Origin of the sequence: Azospirillum cavernae, from assembly GCF_003590795.1 — a bacterium.
Lineage (GTDB): Bacteria > Pseudomonadota > Alphaproteobacteria > Azospirillales > Azospirillaceae > Azospirillum > Azospirillum cavernae.
Map to the genome: position 1 here is coordinate 1563930 of NZ_QYUL01000001.1, position 18196 is coordinate 1582125.

At 67.4% G+C, this 18196-nt stretch carries 11 protein-coding genes; 4 read left to right on the forward strand and 7 right to left on the reverse strand.

What is annotated here, in order from left to right; all coding sequences use genetic code 11:
* The first annotated feature begins 118 nt into the window (after positions 1–118).
* Together D3877_RS07130 and D3877_RS07135 are read left to right on the forward strand one after the other, a co-directional pair.
* Positions 119–2221 (forward strand): Gfo/Idh/MocA family oxidoreductase, encoded by a 2103-nt coding sequence (locus D3877_RS07130; RefSeq protein ID WP_119829971.1) that lies wholly within the window; start codon positions 119–121, stop codon positions 2219–2221.
* Positions 2222–2228: 7 nt separating this feature from the next.
* Complete coding sequence (locus tag D3877_RS07135) at positions 2229–3407, forward strand: glycosyltransferase family 4 protein (RefSeq protein WP_119829972.1); 1179 nt, start codon at positions 2229–2231, stop codon at positions 3405–3407.
* On the opposite strand, the gene D3877_RS07140 is transcribed toward D3877_RS07135, so the two are convergent.
* Entirely contained in the window at positions 3358–4413 is a 1056-nt protein-coding gene (locus D3877_RS07140; protein ID WP_119829973.1) for a polysaccharide deacetylase family protein, read from the reverse strand. The two genes, D3877_RS07135 and D3877_RS07140, sit on opposite strands and share 50 nt — an antisense overlap.
* Positions 4414–4567: 154 nt before the next feature.
* On the opposite strand from D3877_RS07140, the gene D3877_RS07145 reads away from it, so the two are divergent.
* Both D3877_RS07145 and D3877_RS07150 read left to right on the forward strand, forming a co-directional pair.
* On the forward strand, positions 4568–6766 hold the full coding sequence (locus tag D3877_RS07145) for a hypothetical protein (protein WP_119829974.1): 2199 nt from the start codon (positions 4568–4570) through the stop codon (positions 6764–6766).
* Positions 6763–7848, forward strand: coding sequence for a GNAT family N-acetyltransferase (locus D3877_RS07150; protein WP_119829975.1), 1086 nt, complete (start codon positions 6763–6765; stop codon positions 7846–7848). The genes D3877_RS07145 and D3877_RS07150 overlap by 4 nt, the downstream gene beginning before the upstream one ends.
* Positions 7849–7884: 36 nt before the next feature.
* Here D3877_RS07150 and D3877_RS07155 read toward each other — a convergent pair whose 3' ends face one another.
* The 6 genes from D3877_RS07155 to D3877_RS07180 all read right to left on the reverse strand — a co-directional run bounded on the left by D3877_RS07155 (position 7885) and on the right by D3877_RS07180 (position 18196).
* Complete coding sequence (locus D3877_RS07155; protein ID WP_158599802.1) at positions 7885–9276, reverse strand: TIGR03013 family XrtA/PEP-CTERM system glycosyltransferase; 1392 nt, start codon at positions 9274–9276, stop codon at positions 7885–7887.
* Positions 9277–9656: 380 nt separating this feature from the next.
* A complete protein-coding gene (locus D3877_RS07160) occupies positions 9657–10817 on the reverse strand; it encodes a right-handed parallel beta-helix repeat-containing protein (RefSeq protein ID WP_119829977.1) in 1161 nt (386 codons plus the stop codon).
* Positions 10818–11029: 212 nt separating this feature from the next.
* On the reverse strand, positions 11030–13966 hold the full coding sequence (locus tag D3877_RS07165) for an NHLP bacteriocin export ABC transporter permease/ATPase subunit (RefSeq protein ID WP_147395098.1): 2937 nt from the start codon (positions 13964–13966) through the stop codon (positions 11030–11032).
* An 11-nt stretch (positions 13967–13977) separates the two neighbouring features.
* On the reverse strand, positions 13978–16185 hold the full coding sequence (locus tag D3877_RS07170) for an NHLP family bacteriocin export ABC transporter peptidase/permease/ATPase subunit (protein ID WP_119829979.1): 2208 nt from the start codon (positions 16183–16185) through the stop codon (positions 13978–13980).
* A 9-nt stretch (positions 16186–16194) separates the two neighbouring features.
* On the reverse strand, positions 16195–17520 hold the full coding sequence (locus D3877_RS07175) for an NHLP bacteriocin system secretion protein (protein ID WP_158599803.1): 1326 nt from the start codon (positions 17518–17520) through the stop codon (positions 16195–16197).
* Positions 17521–17536: 16 nt separating this feature from the next.
* Positions 17537–18196, reverse strand: a complete 660-nt coding sequence (locus D3877_RS07180; RefSeq protein ID WP_119829981.1) for a class I SAM-dependent methyltransferase — start codon at positions 18194–18196, stop codon at positions 17537–17539.

Below are 18196 nucleotides of genomic sequence, written 5' to 3' on the forward strand. Positions count from 1 at the left end.
GGAAAACTCAGGCTTTATTTGTGGTTATCGAGCGAAGACGGGCTTGAACCCTTTCCCCCGCCCGCCGATCTCCTGCCCCGGCGTCGTGCCGGAATGGAAACAGGGAGGCTGAGCGGTCATGCGGAAGGTATGTCTTGTGGGGGCCGGTTTCATTTCGCACGTCCACGCCGAAGCGGTGCGCGCCCTTCCAACCCTGACGCTGTGCGGCGTCGTCGATCCCGACCAGGCCGCCGCCCAGTCGCTGGCGCGGCGCTGGGGCATCGACCATGTGTTCGCGTCGGCGGAGGAGGCGTTGGCCACGGGCGAGGTCGAGTGCGTCCACGTTCTGACCCCGCCCAACCTGCACGCCGCGACCGCCCTGCCCTTTCTGCGGGCGGGCGTTCCGGTTCTGCTGGAAAAACCGCTGGCCGCGACCTTGGCCGAATGCGCGGCGCTGGAACAGGCGGCGCAGGACCACGGCGCGGTGTTGGGCGTGAACCAGAATTTCGTCCACCATCCGGCCTTCGTCCGGCTGCGCGCGGCCGTCGCCGCCCGCGCGCTTGGCCGTCCCCGCTCCGTCTCCTGCGTCTGCAATCTTCCCCTGCGCCAGTTGACGACGCGGGCCTTCGGCCATTGGATGTTCGCCGAACCGGGCAACATCCTGCTGGAGCAGGCCGTCCATCCGCTCTCCCAAATCGTTGCGCTGGCGGGTCGGGTGGAGGAAATGCAGGCGATGGCCGGGCCGCCGGTGGAGATCGCGCCGGGCATGCCCTTTTACCCGACCATCGCGCTGTCCCTGCGCGGCGCCCGGCTGCCCGCGACCTTGCGCATGGCGCTTGGTGAGAGCTTTCCGTTCTGGGAAATCACGGTGACGTGCGACGACGGGGTGGCGGTCGCCGACATTCTCAACAACCGCTTCGTCACCCACAAGCGGACGCGCTGGCTCGACATGGCCGATTCCTTCCTGTCGGGCTGCGCCACCGGCGGCGGCCTGCTGCGCGAGGGGGGCCGCAATCTCGCCGACGCCCTGCTGTCCACCGCCAAGCTGAGGAGCCGTTCCGACGGTTTTTACCGCAGCGTCCAGGGCAGCGTCGCCGCCTTCCATCAGGCGCTCGACGATGGGAAAAAACCGGAACTCGACGGCGCGTTCGGCGCCCATCTGGTCGGGCTGTGCGCTCAGGCGTCCACCGCCGCCTTCACGGTCAAGCCCGCGCCCGCGACGCTGCGCACGGAGGGGGATTATGACGTGATGGTGCTGGGCGGCACCGGCTTCATCGGCGCCCATGTCGTCCGCCGCCTGCTGGCCGGGGACGTTCAGGGTGGGGAAATGAGGATCGGCGTGATGGCGCGCAACACCCGCAATCTGGCCGCCGTTTTTTCCGACCCGCGCGTGGTGGTCATCCAGGGCGACATGCGCCATCAGGAGGATGTCGAACGGGGCGTCGGCGGGGCGCGGTTGGTCGTCAATCTGGCCCATGGCGGCGGCGGCGCGACCTTCGCGGCGGTGCGCGCCGCGATGGTCGGCGGGGCCGAAATGGTGGCCCGCGTCTGCCTGGAGCGCAAAGTCGAACGCCTGATCCACATCGGTTCGATCGCCAGCCTGTATCTCGGGCCGCAGAGCGCGGCGATCACCGGGGCCACCCCGCCGGACCCGCAGCGCGACCAGCGCGGCGACTACGCCCGCGCCAAGGCCGATTGCGACGAGGCGCTGCTGGAGATGCACGCCCGCCAGGGGCTGCCGCTGTGCGTCCTGCGGCCCGGCGTGGTGGTTGGGGCGGGCGGCGTCGCCAACCACAGCGCCCTTGGCTTTTTCAACAACGATCAGCATTGCGTCGGCTGGAACCGGGGCCGCAACCCCCTGCCCTTCGTGCTGGTCGAGGATGTCGCCGACGCGGTGTGGCAGGCCTGCCGGGCGGCGGGGGTGGTGGGCCGCTGTTACAATCTGGTCGGCGACGTCCGGCTGTCCGCCCGCGAGTATGTGGCGGAGCTGGCCAAGGCGCAGGAGCGCCCCTTGCGCTTCCACCCCAAAATCCCAACCGAATTGTGGCTTGAGGACATGGTCAAATGGCTGGTCAAGCGGGCCACCGGACGGATGGTCGCCCGCCCCGCCCGCCACGACATCCTGTCGCGCGGGCTGAACGCCCGCTTCGACTGCGACGACGTCAAACGCGCCCTGGATTGGCGCCCGGTGGCCGACCGCGACCGCTTCATCGAACGCGGCATCCGCGTTCACGCCGGTTGAGACGGGAATGCCCACCCCCATGCCCCGCGCCAAGCGGACTCTGCTGCACGTCTACGCCACCTTCGCAATCGGCGGGCCGCAGACGCGCTTCGCCCAACTGGCCAACCATTTTGGCGACGCCTACCGCCATGTCGTCATCGCCATGGACGGGCGGACCGACGCGGCGTCGCGTCTGAACCCCGGCCTGGATGTCGAACTGATGGCCCAACCGCCCCGCCAAGGGCGCGGCGGTTGGGCGCTGTGGCGGGTCCTTCGCGCGCGGTTGGACGCCCTGCGGCCCGATCTGCTGATAACCTCGAACTGGGGGTCGATGGATTGGGCGCTGGCCAATCTCGACGGGCGGACTCCCCATTTGCACATGGAGGATGGTTTCGGTCCCGAAGAGGCTGAACGGCAATTGGCCCGCCGGGTGTGGGTCCGGCGTCTGGCCCTGCGGCGGTCGTTGGTGCTGCTGCCCTCCCTCACCCTCGACCGCATCGCGCGCAAGGTTTGGCGCCTGCCCGAAACGCGCTTGATTCACGCGCCGAACGGCGTCGATTGCGCCCGCTTCGCCGCCGCCCCCGACCGGGCCTTCGCCACGGCCTGCGGCCTTCCCGACGACGGCCTGCCGGTGGTGGGAACGGTCGCCGCCTTGCGGGCGGAAAAGAACCTGCGCCGCCTGCTCGACGCCTTCGCCCAAGCCACCGCCAACCGGCCCGCGCGGTTGGTGATCGTCGGCGAGGGCGGCGAGCGCGCCGCTTTGACCGCCCACGCCGCCGCGTTGGGGCTGGGCGAACGGGTGGTCTTCACCGGGGCCTGCCCAACGCCGGAACGGCTGTTGCCGTCCTTCTCCCTGTTCGCCCTGTCGTCCGACACCGAACAGATGCCGATCAGCGTGCTGGAGGCGATGGCGGCGGGCCTGCCGCTGGCGGCGACCTCGGTCGGCGACGTCGCCGCCATGGTCGCGCCGGAAAACCGGCCCTTCATCGTCGCCAAAAGCGCCGACGGCTTGGGCCGGGCCATCGCCGCGCTTCTCGACGATCCGGCGCGCGGCAAAACCATCGGACAGGCCAACGCCGCCCACGCGCGCGACCGCTTCGATCAGAGCCGGATGTTCTCGACCTACCGCCGCCTGTTCGATGGCGACCTGCGCGCGGTTATGGAGAATCCAGGCGCTGGACCTGCCGGTGGATCTCCGTCGGGGTGACGGTTCGCCCGCCGACCACGGTCAGGAAGAATTCCAGATACTCGGCCAGCCAGCCGATCAGCCGATCCACCTCCCGCCCGGTCGGGACATAGGGGTTGCCGCCCGGCAGCAGCGACGAGGAATGGTAGCTGACCGAAAACAGGCGCACGCCGCGCGCCAGCAGCGCCAGGGTCAACGCCATCGCCTCGCGGCAGCTTTGCCCCTCGGGCGACAGACGGACGCGGTTGAGCAAACCCGTCCGCGCCAGCACCGCCGGGATGCGGACGGCCCGCCCCAGGCGGGAATCGGCCAGCGCGTAAAGGGAATCGCCGCAACGGCTCAGCCCCCCGACATAGTCGCTGGTCAAGGGGATCTCCAACAACTCCCGATCCGCATCAAGCCAATAAGGCGCGACGCCGAAGCCCCGGAAGCACGGCCCGCCGCCCCGGCGGAAATCCGCCCCGGCCAACACGCTGACGTCAAGCCGGTATCCCAGGGACCGCAACAGCCCCGCCGTGTTGGGGCCGAAACCATAGCGCCCGGCCCGATAGGCGAAGGGCTTGACGCCGAACCCCTCGTCGATCATCGCCGTCAAATTGGCCAGCTTGGCCCGCTCCAGCTCAGGCGCGAGGTTGCCCGCGAAGGTCTGCGACAGCGTAATGTTCGGGTGGACGAAGGGCGGCGTCACCCAGGGGTGAAGCTGCGCCCCGATCTGGCAACGCCCATCCGCCAGCAGGCCGCGCAGCGGCCCGCGCCCCTCGGGCTGGGCGGCCACCGGGTAATCAACCAGATAGGTCGGGACGCAGCCAAAGCGTTCGAGCACCCGTTGCGCCCGATGCTGTTCGGCGATGTTGCGCACGCTGGTCTGGTCCGGGGCGAATTTCGACCAGTCGAATTCCTCCTCGGCGTCGATGAAAACCAGCAATTGCGGCGGGCTGTCCGCCGGAAAGACGATCCGCGCGTTGGACGGCGGCGGCCCGATTCCCCCCCCCGCGTTCGGCGTCGCGGCGCTGGCGTGGGGCGGCATGGTCCGATCTCCTCATTCCCGAGAAAACTCAGGATGACCAAACGTTATCACTCGCACGCCCCCCTGTCGCGCCCATATCACCAAGGGACAGCGACGCCGATCACCGGGCGTTGACCAGCCAAACAAGGGGGGACGTGACGTTGCGGACATTGCATTGACGACAGGACGCCGGTGGAACTGGACCGGAGCCGCATCGCTGGCGGTTCTCATCCTCACCATCGCGCCAATCTCCAGCCGGGCGGACGACCGTCTGGCGGACGGCGAGGAGCAAGCGCCGCTTCAACTGGTCGCCGAGGCGGCGGTCGCCGCCACCAACACAGTTTTGCGGGCGCCGGCCATGACCAAGCCAGCGCTTCCAGGCGATCTGGTCGGCATGATGCTGGTGAACCGCGCGGGCCAACCATCCCGGTCGCAGGCCGTCACCTTCGGTCAAGTGTTCGCCGCCGGAGCGGCGCCGCGCGGCGATGGAATCGAGGCGCGGATCGGCACACGGCAAACCCCGGCGCAAGCCGACGTCAAAACCCGTTACGCCGATGGCTCGATCAAGCACGCCATCCTGACCCTGACCGCTCCGGCCCTGGCCGCCGGGCGCGCCGTCGATGTGATGCTCGTCGCCGTCAAGGCCGCGCCGTCCGCTCCGCCTGTGACGGCCAACGCCCTGTTGGCCCAGGGCTACGCCCTGACGTTGCGCGTGACCTTCGCCGACGGGATCGCGCGCGACCTTGACGCCGCCGATCTGCTGCGGCAGGCGAGTGCGGCGGGACGGCTTGACACCTGGTTGAGCGGACCGCTGGTCAGCGAGTTCCGGGTTGAGGCGCGGATCGATCCGCTTCTGCGCGCCAGCTTTGACATTCGCGCCTACGCCGATGGGCGGGTGCGCACCGGGGTGATGGTCGCCAACGACAATCTTTGGACGGCGAACAGCCGAACCGTCGCCTACCGGGCCGACATCCGCGCGGCGGGGCAATCCGTCTTCACCGCCGGGTTGAGCCATCATCGGGCCGCCAACTGGCGGCGGGCGGTGTGGAGCGGCGGTAGCGAGACGGGGGGCGACACGGTCGCCGTCCTGCGCGACGTCGATTACCTGACCCGAACCGGCGCCATTCCGGCGTTCGACACCGACCTCGGCGTCAACACGTCCGCCGTTGCGGACACGGCGACGGCGCTGGCCAAGGCCGACACCGGCCCGCTTGGGGCCGCCTTGATCCAAAAATACATGCCGACCACCGGCGGGCGGTCGGACATCGGCATCCTGCCCTCCTGGACGTCCTCCTATCTGATAAGCCAGGACGCGCGCGCCGAACGGGCGATGTACGCCAACGCCGACGCGTCGGGCAGCGCGCCCTGGCATTTCCATGACGCGATCTCCGGCCAGTATGTGCGGATCGACCAGCACCCCAAGCTCTGGCTCGATTACCGCGCCAAGGTGACGGCCAACGAGGTTTCCGCCACCACCCTGGCCACGTTGGCGAAGGAAACCGGCTGGACCACCGACGACGCTCACACGCCGTCGCTGGCCTTCGTGCCCTATCTGCTGTCCGGCGACCGCTATTATCTGGACGAGTTGCAGGCGGTGTCCGCGTGGCGGCTTGGGGCCTTCAACCCGGCCTATCGCAGCAACATCATGGCCAAGCAGGTTCGCGCCCTGGCGTGGGAACTGCGCGATCTGGGCGACGCCGCTTACGCCACGCCGGACGCCCATCCGCTGAAAGGCTACTTCGTCGGCCAGATCACCCAGGAACTTGCCCTGTTGCGCGACGCCTATGTCGGGCGCCGGGTGATGCGGGCGGCGGGAGAGGTCGAGGGTTGGTTCATGGGCGATGATTCGCGGGTTCCCGGCGGGCTGGGTCCATGGCAGATCGACTTCATGGCCCTGGCGCTGGCCGGACTGGACGGGCATGGTTTCGCCGGCGCCCGCGACCTGCTGGATTGGAGCGCCAATTTCATCGCCGGGCGCTTCATCAGCGCCAACCAGGGCTTCAACCCCTACTATGGCCCGGCTTATGTCCTGAAGCTGTTCGATCCCGTCACCAAGGCGCCGACGCCAAGCTGGCGGCGCGTGTTGGCCGACAGCTTTACCGACGGCGGCACGCGAACCAGCTTTGTGCCGGAAAGCTACCCGTCTTGCGCCTATTGCTATGTGGCGGTCGCCAAAGCGGCGCTGGCCGCCACCATCACCGTCACCCAATCGTCGCGCGCCATCCAGGCCTATAATTTTCTGGTGACGCACACGCCCGCCGACGCGATGAAGCAATACCGGACGGTGACGAATTGGGCGATCCGCCCCCGTTTGCCCGATGGCCGCCTTGCCCGCGTGGGCGAGACGATTCCATCCGTCGGGCGGACGCCGTGACGGCGCGCGGCGACCAAAGCGTCTGCGTCGCCGCGATCGTCCCCTGCCCGCCCGCCCGCTCTTTGGAAGCGGAATGGCGGGCGTTGGAGGCGCGCGCGGCGCCATCCTTGTTTCTGTCCTGGGCGTGGATCGGCGCCCAGGTCGCCGCGTTCGGGACGCCCGGCTGGTTGGCGCGGGTGACGCGCGGGGGGGCTGTGGTCGGCTTGGCCCTGCTCGGCCATCGGAAGGGCGGTTGGACGCGCGACGGTTGGAAAAGCGGTTGGCGCGGCGCGTCGCTCCACCTCAACGAAACCGGCGACCCGGATCATGATGGGGTGATGATCGAGTACAACGGTCTGCTGGTTCACGAAAGCGACGATGAGGCGGCGACGGCGGCGTTGATCGGCGCGCTGCTGTCCCACAAGAGACCACGTTGGCGAAGCCTTCACCTCAGCGGCGTGCCGGAGGAATGGGCCGAGCGGTGCCGGGCGCAGGGGCTGGCGACGCGTCTGCTCCGCGTGCCGCAAGCCGCGCCCTTCACGGACTTCGCCGCGCTGCCGCCCGGCGACATCTTGGACGCCCTGTCCAGCAACAGCCGCCAGCGCATCCGGCGGTCGCTGCGCTGGTTTGAACGGCGCGGGCCATTGACCCTCGACCGGGCCGCCAATGTCGGCGAGGCGTTGGACTGGCTGGCGGCGCTGGAGCGGTTGCACAGCGCGTCCTGGCAGGCCAAAAACAAGCCCGGCGCCTTCGCCAACCCCAGTTTCGGACTCTTCCACCGCCGCCTGATTGAGCAAAGCTTCGCGGATGGAATTCCCGATCTGCTGCGCGTCCGCGCCGGATCGCAGACGGTCGGCTATCTGTACAATTTGCTGTGGCGCGGCTGGGCCTGCGCCTATCAAAGCGGCTTGGTCTATGAAGAGGACGCCGATTGCCGCCCCGGTCTGGTCGCGCATCTGTTGGCGATGCGCCGCTGTCGCGCTGAGGGCATGGCGGGCTATCGCTTTCTGGCGGGCGATTCCCGCTACAAGGCGAGTTTCGCCACCGGGCAAGACACGCTGCTGTGGATGACCGCGCGCCGTCCCGGCTGGTTCACCATCTGAAAAGCGGGGCGTCTCCGCCCCATCCAAGCCGGACGCTCACCGCGCCCCGCCATTCCACAGCAGGACTTTGCCGGTTTGGATCATGGTCATGATGTCGAGAAAGATGTTGCCGTTCTTGATGTAGTAGAGATCCAGAGCCAGCTTCCGCTTCGCGTCCTCGACCGACGCCCCATAGGGGTAGTTGATCTGCGCCCATCCGGTGATGCCGGGTTTGGCGGCGTGGCGGACCTCGTAATAGGGGATTTTCTCGGCCAGCACGGACACGAAGACCGGGCGTTCGGGGCGTGGCCCGACAAACGCCATGTCGCCCCGCAGAACGTTGAAAACCTGGGGAATTTCGTCGATCCGAACCTTGCGGATGAAGGAGCCGACCCGCGTCGCTCTGCTGTCGTCCTTCGAGGCCCAGCGCGGCCCATGGCGTTCCGCGTCAACCCGCATGCTGCGGAATTTCACGACGTCAAAGGGTTTTCCGTGCAAGCCGACCCGGGTTTGCCGGTAGAAAATCGGCCCTTCGCTTTCCAGCTTTATCAACAGCGCGGTGAGCAACGTCACCGGCAAGGACAGGATCAAAAGCAGGCTGGCGATGACGATGTCCAGCGCGCGCTGAACGACGATCCGTCCCTTGCTCATTTGAAAACCGTCGGAGAACAGCAGCCAACTGGGGGACATGTCGTCCAGGAAAATCTGGCCGCTTTCCCGTTCCCAAAAGGTGCTGAATTCCAACGTGTTGAAGCCGTGGAGCTTGCAGTCCAACAATTCATGCACCGGCATGCCGCGCCGTTCAGTGCTGGCGATGACGATCTCGTCGATCCGCCGTTCCCGGCAGAAATTCAGCAGGTTCTTGGGGTCGATCACGAAATCGGGCCGCCGGTCATCCCCCCGCCGATCCGGTTGAGCGTCGTCTTTCACGATGGTGGAACCGCTGTCGGGGGCCAATTGGGCGTAACCGACAATGGCGAAAGACCGATGCCGGAGATCCCGGCTTAGATTTTGAAGGCTTCCGGCCCGCGCGCCGTTGCCGATCACCAGAACTCGCGTTTTGAAAAGATCGGAGCGATCCAGCGCGTTCAAGCCGAATTTGCGGATCAGCAACAGCGCGGGCAGAAAGGTGACGATGGCGGCGGCGCACAGCAAAGAGTTTGCGGGCAGCCACGCGCCCTGAAGGGCGTAATCCCGCGCCGCGAACAGCGCCAGAAAAGCCACGAGAATCAGCGGAAACACGACCGTGGCCCGCGAGGCCGATTCACGGAAGTAAAAGAAGCACTTCCTGTTGTAAAGACCAACGGAATACATCCCCACGATGACGCCAAGGCTGATGAGCGTCGCCGCCGCGCCGTGGGTGAGGTTGGGTGGGTTTCCGTTTGATTCGATGATTCCGTAATAAGAATAGGCCAAAAAATACAAAATCGAAAATTCAAGGACCATCATTGTGGCGCACATTCGACTGACGTAAAGACCGGCAAAACGAAACATAACGATTCCTCTCTGGCGCGTTTTCGCTGATTTTGGGCAGCGCGGCTCTGAAGCGAATCGCGCTTTGTCAACGAATGGGTTTTTGCAAAACACAGTCGCGCCGGTGGCTGTGGCTCCGATCCGTTCTTGTGGCGGACCTGAACCTCAGACAGAGTGTCTGTGATGGAGGGTGGGGACGGCAGGTCTTTCATGCGGTTCCGATGCGCGCGACCGCAGGCGCAAAACCCGCCCGCCGTCGGCCCAAGCAGAGACCTGCGCAAATTGATCCTAGACCGCCCGCAAGGGGCGGCGCCAGCATCAGGAAATACTCATGCTTGACCGGAGGGGTGGCGGCGTCACGCCGTCGCGGGTTTCGGAACCGTCCGTCGAACACCCAGCAGGGCGCAGCCCATCAGGCCGACCAGCAGCAACAGCGCGCCGTTCGGCTCTGGAACCGCATGGTCGATGAAGACAGCGCAGCGCGCCGGGTTCACCGGGGTCGCCACGCCTTGAAAGCTGTTGCCCTGCAACTGGGCTGGCACACAAGGGGCGTCGCTGATCCCGATGGCGTTGGCGACGCCCGCGCTGACAAAGCTGTTGTTCGAGACCAGCAGGGCGTTGGCGGCGTAGCGCAGGCCTTCGGCGCCATAGGCGATCATCGTCCGGTTTTCGCTGCCGGCGCCCTGGATGATTCTGTTGCCGGAGATGGTGGCGACGCCGCCATTGGCCACGTCGACGGCGTAGCTGGTCGATCCGGCTGCGCAGCCGATGGCGCTGTCCGCCGCGCCGTCGTAAAGCCGGTTGTTGGTGATCGTCGTCACCGCCGCGCGGCTTTTGACGTCATGACCGAGAATCGTGCCGCAAAACAGGCTGTCCGTCACCAGCAGGCTGTTCACCGCGCCGACATAGACGGCGTGGTCGCAGCCGGTGCTGGGGCAGGCGCCGCCGCCCGCGTCGAACCCGTTGCCAAAAAAGCGGGAACCGCTGATGGAAATGTTTCCGGCGGCGTCAGCGTCCGCCAAAACGCCGTCCTGGTTGTTGGTGAAGACGCTGTTTTCCACGATGAGCCACGCGGTTCCAGCCTGAGCGCGAATGCCCGCGCCGTTCGATCCCAGAGCGGAACTGACGGCGGCGCCCTGGAAGGTCAGGCCGATGATCGTCGCGCTGGCGCTGGTCGTGATGATCGCCTTGCCGTTCGTCGGCGCAATGGTGGCGTCGAGCACCACCGGCCCGCCCGCCGCCGCCTTGATCGTCATCGGCGCGGTGACGACGGAGAAGTCATTCACGTAAATTCCAGGCGCGATCTCGATGGTGTAATAAACGTCGGCGTGGTTGTCAGCGAATTGAACGGCGGCGCTGATCGTCGTGTAATCGGCGCCGCTGGCCCCCACGGTCAGGATGGCCCCGGCGGTCGCACCGGAGAGGGGAACAGCGAACAGGGGAACGGCGGCCAAAAGCGCGACCAGGATCGCGGCGAAACGCGCGCCGAACGGACCTGATTGAAACGCGTCGCGCATGGCCATCCTTCCAGGATCAAAAAGCAAAACCTGCGCACGTCCGCCGCGCCCCTTCATCGGGCTGCAACATTGACGCCACCGGGACGCAAGGCGGCGTTCGGCAGAGCCGGGCGGCGAAATCATCCGGTGGTTTCCGCCGGTTGCGGCCTTTGATCGGGCGCCCGTCGCCGCCGGACCGCCAAGGACGCCGCGCGGTGGGTGTAAGGCTGGCTTTACAGGGTTTGGCGCTGGTGGAAGTCATGGAACAGGCCCCCCTGGCGGATCAAGTCGTCGTAACCGCCGGACTCGACGATTTGCCCGGCGCTCAAGACGTGGATGCGGTCGGATCGGATGATCGTGCTCAAGCGATGGGCGATCACCAGCCGGGTCATCGACAGGCGGTCCAGGCTTTCGATCACCACCGCCTGGGTCAGATTGTCCAGCGCGCTGGTCGCCTCGTCGAGCAGGAGGAGCCGGGGCTTGCCGACGATGGCGCGGGCCAGCAGGACGCGTTGGATCTGGCCGCCGGACAGGGTCGCGGTTCCCTCCGTCAGCATGGTGTGCATGGCCATCGGCATCGCCTGGATGTCGTGATCCAGGCCAGTCATCGCGGCGGCCTCCCAGCAATCCTCCAGGGTCGCCCGCGTCGCCCCCTTGATGTTGTCGTAGAGGCTGCCCGGCGTCAGGCGGCTGTTTTGAAGAACCACGCCGATCTGCCGCCGGACGCTTTGCAGATTGAGGCCGCGCAAATCCTTGCCGTCGAAATACACGCCCCCCGCTTCCGGCCGGACCAGACCGAGCAGCAGGCGCATCAACGTGGATTTGCCGCAGCCCGACGCGCCGACCAGGGCGACGAACTCCCCCGCCTTGACCGTGATCGACAGGCCGTTGAGAACGCGCGGCCCGTTCGGGCTGTAGCGAAAGGCCACGCTGTTGACCTCGAACGCGCCGGACAGCGGCCCCGGTTCGGTCTTGCCAGCGGCGGTCTCCGGCAAGGCGCGCAGGATCGGCGCCGCCCGGCGGTATTTCGGGGCGACGGAAAAGACGGACAGGACCGATTGCGCCATGGCGTGGGCGGCGGTGAAAAAGCCGGAGAAGGCGGCGACGAAGGCCAGCAGCGCGCCGGTGGACAGGCCGCTCCCGCCCAACCCGGCGATGGCGGCGAACACCGCCGCCAGCCCGAGAATCTCGAACCCCGACCAGAAGGCGGCGAAACCGTTCAAGGCGCGGCGCGCGGTCAATTGGGCGACGCGCTGCGCGGCGACGTCCCGCCCCCACACGGCGAAGGCGCGATCCTGCGCGCCCGCCAGCCGCAATTTGACGATGCCGGTGATGATTTCCAGAACCAGGCTGTTGATCGTCCCGGCCAATTCCTCGCTGCGCAGGGTGGCGTCGAGCAGGCGCAGTCCGGTGACGGCGGTGACGGCGGCCAGACTCAGGGCCAGCCCCGCCGCGACGGCGGCCACCGAAGGCGAATAGTAAAACAGCAAGCCAAGGCTGAACACCGAGAACACCCCCGTCACCAGAGCGCCCAAAACAACGCCGGTGACGGTTCGGCGGATGACCTCGATCACCAGGGTCCGTTGCGCCAGATCGCCGGTGGCGTAATCGGCGAAAAAACTGTTGGGCAGGCGCAACAGCCGGTCCATCACCGCCGCCTGAAGCGCCCCGGCGATCTTGCCCTCCACCCGCAATTGGGCGATGTCGCGGGTGACGTGGAAGGCTGCCGCTGAAAAGGCGGCGACGACCAGAGCCAGCCCGACTTGCAGCAGTTGCGCCGACTGGTGGCCGGGCGCCACCGTGTCGAACACATAAGCCGCCGCCATTGGCGTGCCGGTGGCGATCAACCCGCCAAGCGCGCCGGTGGCCAGAATGGCGGCCAGATCGCGGCGGCAGCGCTTGGCGACGAAGGACACAAGGTCATAGGGCGTCAGGGCGTGATCGGGAAAGGACGGGTAGACGACAAAGGCGCCGGGCCACAACCCGCCCGCCACCGCCGCCGTCACCGGCAGTTCCCGGCCCGAGGTTGGATCATGCAGACGGTAGGCGGTCGCCGAGCGAGGCAGCAGCGCGACCGGATGATCGCCGTCTTTGAGAAAGCCGATCATCGCGCCGCCATCCTCCCGCCACCAGCGCGGGCGCAGCAGCACCCGGCGCGCCCGCAAATTGGAGGCGAGGGCGATCGCGTCGATGTCAAGCGGCGGCTCCCCCGCCCGCCGTCGCCGCGCCGACAGCGGGGTGACGATGGCGAGACCGGCGGCCCGTCCGACCAGGGCGCAGCTCGCCAACAGCGCGTCGTCGCCGACGCTGTCCAGGGGGATCGCTCCAGGCCGGTTGACGAGGCCGACGAAGCCCGCCAGCGTCCGGTCCACGCCAAGGGCGGTTTGGCGGGCGCGCCGCTCCAACCGCCCACGCTCCGCCGCCAAGCCGTTGCGGAAGCCATAGGCGAGGAGATGGACGACCAGGCCATGGACCGCCGCCATCCGTCCCGCCGGATCCTCCATCGACAGCATGGCCGCGCTGCCATGGCCGCGCAGCGCCCGGCCTTCCGTCGCGTGCAGCCAGCTTTGCGGCGTCAGCGGAAGCAGCCGGTCGGCGTCGCCGGTTCCCACCTCCGCGATGTCGAACCAGCGGGCGGTTCCGTCGCGCGGTTCCACCCAGACCACCCCCTTGTGGCTGGTCACGCGCTCATCGGCCTCCAGCGTCACCTCCTCCCCGGCGGCGATGGCGCGTTCGGGCGGGCGGCGCGGCGTGACGCCGTCGGCCACCCCTTGCAGCAGAATGGACAGCCACGCGTTGAGCGCGTCGGCCAGCGGGCGGGCCGTCAAGGCGGCCCGGCCCAGTTGGATGACCGCCGCGACCGGAAGGCGGGACAGGCGCACAGCCCCGGACGTCGTCGCCAGCGTGTGAACGCCGTTGGCGCTGGTCGCGGGCGCGACGCCCCAGATCAAAGCGCCGATTCCCAGCGCGCCCAGATGGTCGCGCGGCCCGGTCTGGCGGTTGTTCCGACGCTGGACGGCGTAGAGGTCGAGCAGACCGTCGCGGATGAACCAGACGCCGCCGGGATCGTCGAACCGATGGCAAGCGCCCGCGTCGAGCGCGACGGTTTCCCCCTGCGCGTCCAGGGCGTCGGCCAGCGCGGTGGGCAAGGAGTCCTTCGGCGGCGCCACGCGCGGGGCCTTCACCGCGTGACGAGGCGGCGGTAAAGGCCGTCCCTTTCCAGCAGGGCGTGATGGGGGCCGCGTTCGACGATCCGGCCCTGGTCGAGGACGATGATGTCGTCGCAATCGCGGATCGTGCTCAGCCGATGGGCGATGATGATGGTGGTGCAGCCGCGTTTGCGGATGTTGTCCACCACCTGTTTTTCCGTGACGGAATCAAGCGCGCTGGTCGCCTCGTCCAAAATCAACAGGGTCGGGTTGATCGCCAGCGCGCGGGCGATTTCGATCCGCTGGCGCTGGCCGCCGCTGAAATTGCGCCCGGCCTCGCGGACGTGAAAATCATAGGTGTTGGGCAGGGCGGCGATGTCGTCATGGACCATGGCGTCGCGCGCCGCCCGCAGGATCTGGGTTTCCGGCATCGTCGCGTCCCACAGGCTGATGTTGTCCGACACCGTGCCCTCGAACAGGGCGACGTCTTGATCGACCAGGGCGACCGAATTGCGGAACAGCGCGGCGTCGATGTCGGGCAGGCGCGCGCCGTCAAAGCGGATGTCGCCGCTCCAGGGCTGATGCAGACCGGCGATCAGCTTGCCGATGGTCGATTTGCCGCTGCCCGACCCGCCGACCAGCGCCACGCGGGTTCCAGGCTCCAGATCCAACGTCAACCCGACAATCAGCGGCGGGGCGGTCGGGATGAAGCCGAAGGACAGGTCGGCGAGTTGCACGCGCCCGGTCAGCTTCACCGGGGGCGCGTCGTCTGACGGGAGCGTTATGGATTGCGCGGGGACGCTTGCGGGCGGGCAGAATTCCCGGTCAAGGTCGTGCGCCAGAATATCGTCCAGACGCCAGAGGCTGGCTTCGGCCTCTTGAATCCGACCGCCCAGATGGACCAGCCCGATCAACGGGGCGTTGAAGCTGACCATCAGGGTTTGAAAGGCGACCAGCGCGCCGATGCTGATGTCCCCCGCCATCACCTGAAAGCCGCCGACCACCAGAACGGCGGCGCCGCCGAGAAGCGACAGCAGGACCGGCGACGACGACAACATCACCCGCTGGCGCTCCAACGCCTGTTCGGCGTTGACCACCTTGGCGTGATGCCCGGCCCAGCGGTTGAAGAACAGATCCTCGCCGCCGCTGGCCTTGACGCTTTCGATCATCTGAAGCCCGCTCATCGTCACCCCGGTCAGGGTGCTCTGGTCCAGCAGCAGCTTGCGCGAGGCGTCGGTCAGGCGACGCGACACCAGGGCGAAGGCCAACAGGTTGAGCGCGGCGAAGGCCACCGCCAGAAGACCCAACGGCGCGTCGTAAACCACCATGATGACGGCGTAGACCGCCATGGCCAGCAGATCGACCAGAATCGTCGCGACGTCGCCCGCGATCAATTCGGCGACCCGCTCGTTGAGCGCGAGGCGCGCGCCGATTTCGCCGCCGTGGCGTTGGGCGAAAAAACCGATGGGCAGACGCAGGACGCGCCAGAAAAAGGCCCCCGCCCCATGCAAAGCCAGCTTGGTTTGCAGCCGCAACAGGCAGCTTTGCTGAAGTCCGGTCAGGCAAACGCGCAACAGCGCCGCGCCGACCATCGCCGCCAGCAGCGGGACCAGCCAATCCTTGAACCCTTGAATCAAATAGTAATCGACGAAGACGCGGACGAAGGCCGGGACCAGCAGGCCGGGAATCACCAGCCCGACCCCGGCCAGAACCACGAACAGAACCGCCGCCCGCGACCGCCGCAGCCGCCGGACCACCCCGTCGATGGCCCGCTGGCGCTTGCCGCCCCGGACGAAGGAGGGGCCGGGCGTGAAGGTCAGGACGATTCCGGTGAAGGACTGGCTGAACTCCTCCTCCGTCACGCGGCGCGGGCCGACCGCCGGATCGTTGAGATGGACCACGCCCGGCCCGAAACCATCGACCACGACGAAATGGTTGAAGTTCCAGAAAATGATTTGCGGCAGCGGCAAGGCGCGCAAGGACTCCGGCTCGGCGGAATAGCCGTCGGCCAGCAGCCCGAAGCGTTGGGCCGCCCGCACCACATGGCTGGCCTTGGTCCCGTCCCGCGACACCCCGCATTCATAGCGCAGAAGCTCCAACGGCACGATCCGGCCATGATGGGCGAGCACCATGGCGAGGCAGGCCGCCCCGCACTCCACCGCCGTCATTTGCAGGATCGTCGGGGTGCGGACGCGGAATCTTCGGGATCGGTGAATGATCGCCCAGGCGAGGATGCCCATCGCCCGGCCCTACAGGGGGGAAGGCTGAAGCGCGGGCCGCTCCAACGACGGCTCAAACAACGGCTCCAACGCCGGAACCAGCAGGCTGACGATGTGAAGCTTGCGGATGGTGATCGTCGCCTCGGCCAGCGTGCCGGGGTTAATCTCGACCCAGGGACCGGCGGAGGACGACCATTTGTAGCCGTCGCGCGACGCCGGATCGAGGGCGAGGCGCACCGACACCTCAAACGGCGCGCCGCCCCCGGTCAACTCCTGCACCAGTTGCCGGTTCTTCAGCATCCGCTGGATCCCCTCTTCGGTCGATGGGATCGGGGCGACGCCGGTGACGCTTCCCTCCAGAAAACCGAACTCCTCGCGCTTGACCGTCGATGGCGACACCTGGACCGCCATGCCGACGGCGATCTTCTTGCCGTCGGCGGGCTTCACATAGAGCTTCACCACCAGATCGTCCGGCCCCCGCCCGCCTTGCCGATTCTGATCGGGCGCGCTTTGCGGCAGCATGGAGAAGAGAACCCGACCATGATCGACCACCTCGCCGGGATTGACCTTGAATTCAGCGATGTAGCCCGAATAGGGGCTGGTCAGATTGGCGTTGCGGTTCAACCGCTCGCTGATTTTCTCGACCTTGCGGGCGAGCGCGGCGATGGCCTCGCGTTGATCGCTCGCGTTTTGGTCGCGGGTCAGCAGCAGCTTGTCTTCGTCAAGGCCGAGTTTCCGGGTCAGCGTTTGGGTGTTGGCGTAGGCCTCCTTGGTCGCGTTGATGGCGATCCGGCTGTCGATGACGCGGCGGGTCTCGGTCAGTCCCCTTTTCAAAAGCGCGACCTCGACCTCCTCGCGCTCCGTCTGCCAGCGCAGGCGGTCGGCCAGAAACAACGTCTGCTGCGCCAATTGCCCGCGCGCCGATTCCATCGCGTCGCGTTGAATGGCGAAATCCCGCGCCTGGAAGCGGGCGAAGCTGTCGGCCTGGGTCCGCGCCTGGGTCAAGGCGGCGTCGGCCTCCTTCAACTCCGCCTCGATCTCGGGTTGGGCGATGGTGGCGATTCCCTGCCCGCTGGCGACCCAATCGCCCGGCCCCATCAGGAAGGCCAGCACCAGCCCTTGGGTGGGCGACGCCACGTCCACCACGCCGCCGGGGCTGATGATGATGCCCTTGGCCGCCACCTTTTCCGGCACCGTGCCGACCACGCTGAGACCGGCGGCGGTCATGACCAGAACCCCCAGGGCCGACAGCGCCAGCCAGCCGACCGGCGTGGTCGCGCGCATCACCTCGTCAAGCTGTTCGGGCGAGGACAGGCGACTCAGCGCGGCGTCCCGGAAGATCGTGGGGCGTTTCATCGCGACGCGGGCGGGATCACCGCGCGCCCTGCGCCTGGGCGAACAGGACCGGCGCGCCCTCGTCGTCGATCGGGGAGACGGCGACATCGGTGAAATGGCGGCGCAGAAAGCGGGTCAGCGTCTTGGCCGTGTAGACCGCGACATGTTCGGGTTCCGACAGCGGGTTCAGGCGGTTGTTCGGCACGAACAGCAGAACCCGACCGGCCGGGCCAAGCACGGCCTTGATTTCCCGCAGGAAGCGGTCGCGGCGGATGACATGCTCCAACACTTGGGAGGCGATCACCACCTCGAACGGCTCGCCCCCCGTCGCCGTGTTTTGGCTCGCCATGTCGAGAAGGGAGCCGTTGGTCATGGCGAGGCCCTCGGCGGACAAACGGCGGCAGGCGTAGGCCGAATGCTCCAACCCGTGGAGCTTGCCGTAACCACGCTCTTTCAAATGGCGCAACAGGCCGCCATTGCCGCAACCGACGTCGAGAATGCGGTCGTCCGGGCTGGTCAGGGATTCGACCAGACGGTTCTTGCCGGGCCGGTTGCGCACCGGGCTGTCCCAACTGGCGGCCAGCCGCTCGTCCCAATAATCCGCCGAATGGACCCGGCGGGGCGCGACGGCGAGGTGATAGGCCAGCGGGAAATTCTGGGCGAGAAAATTGCGGACCCGCCAGGGGACAAGCGACAT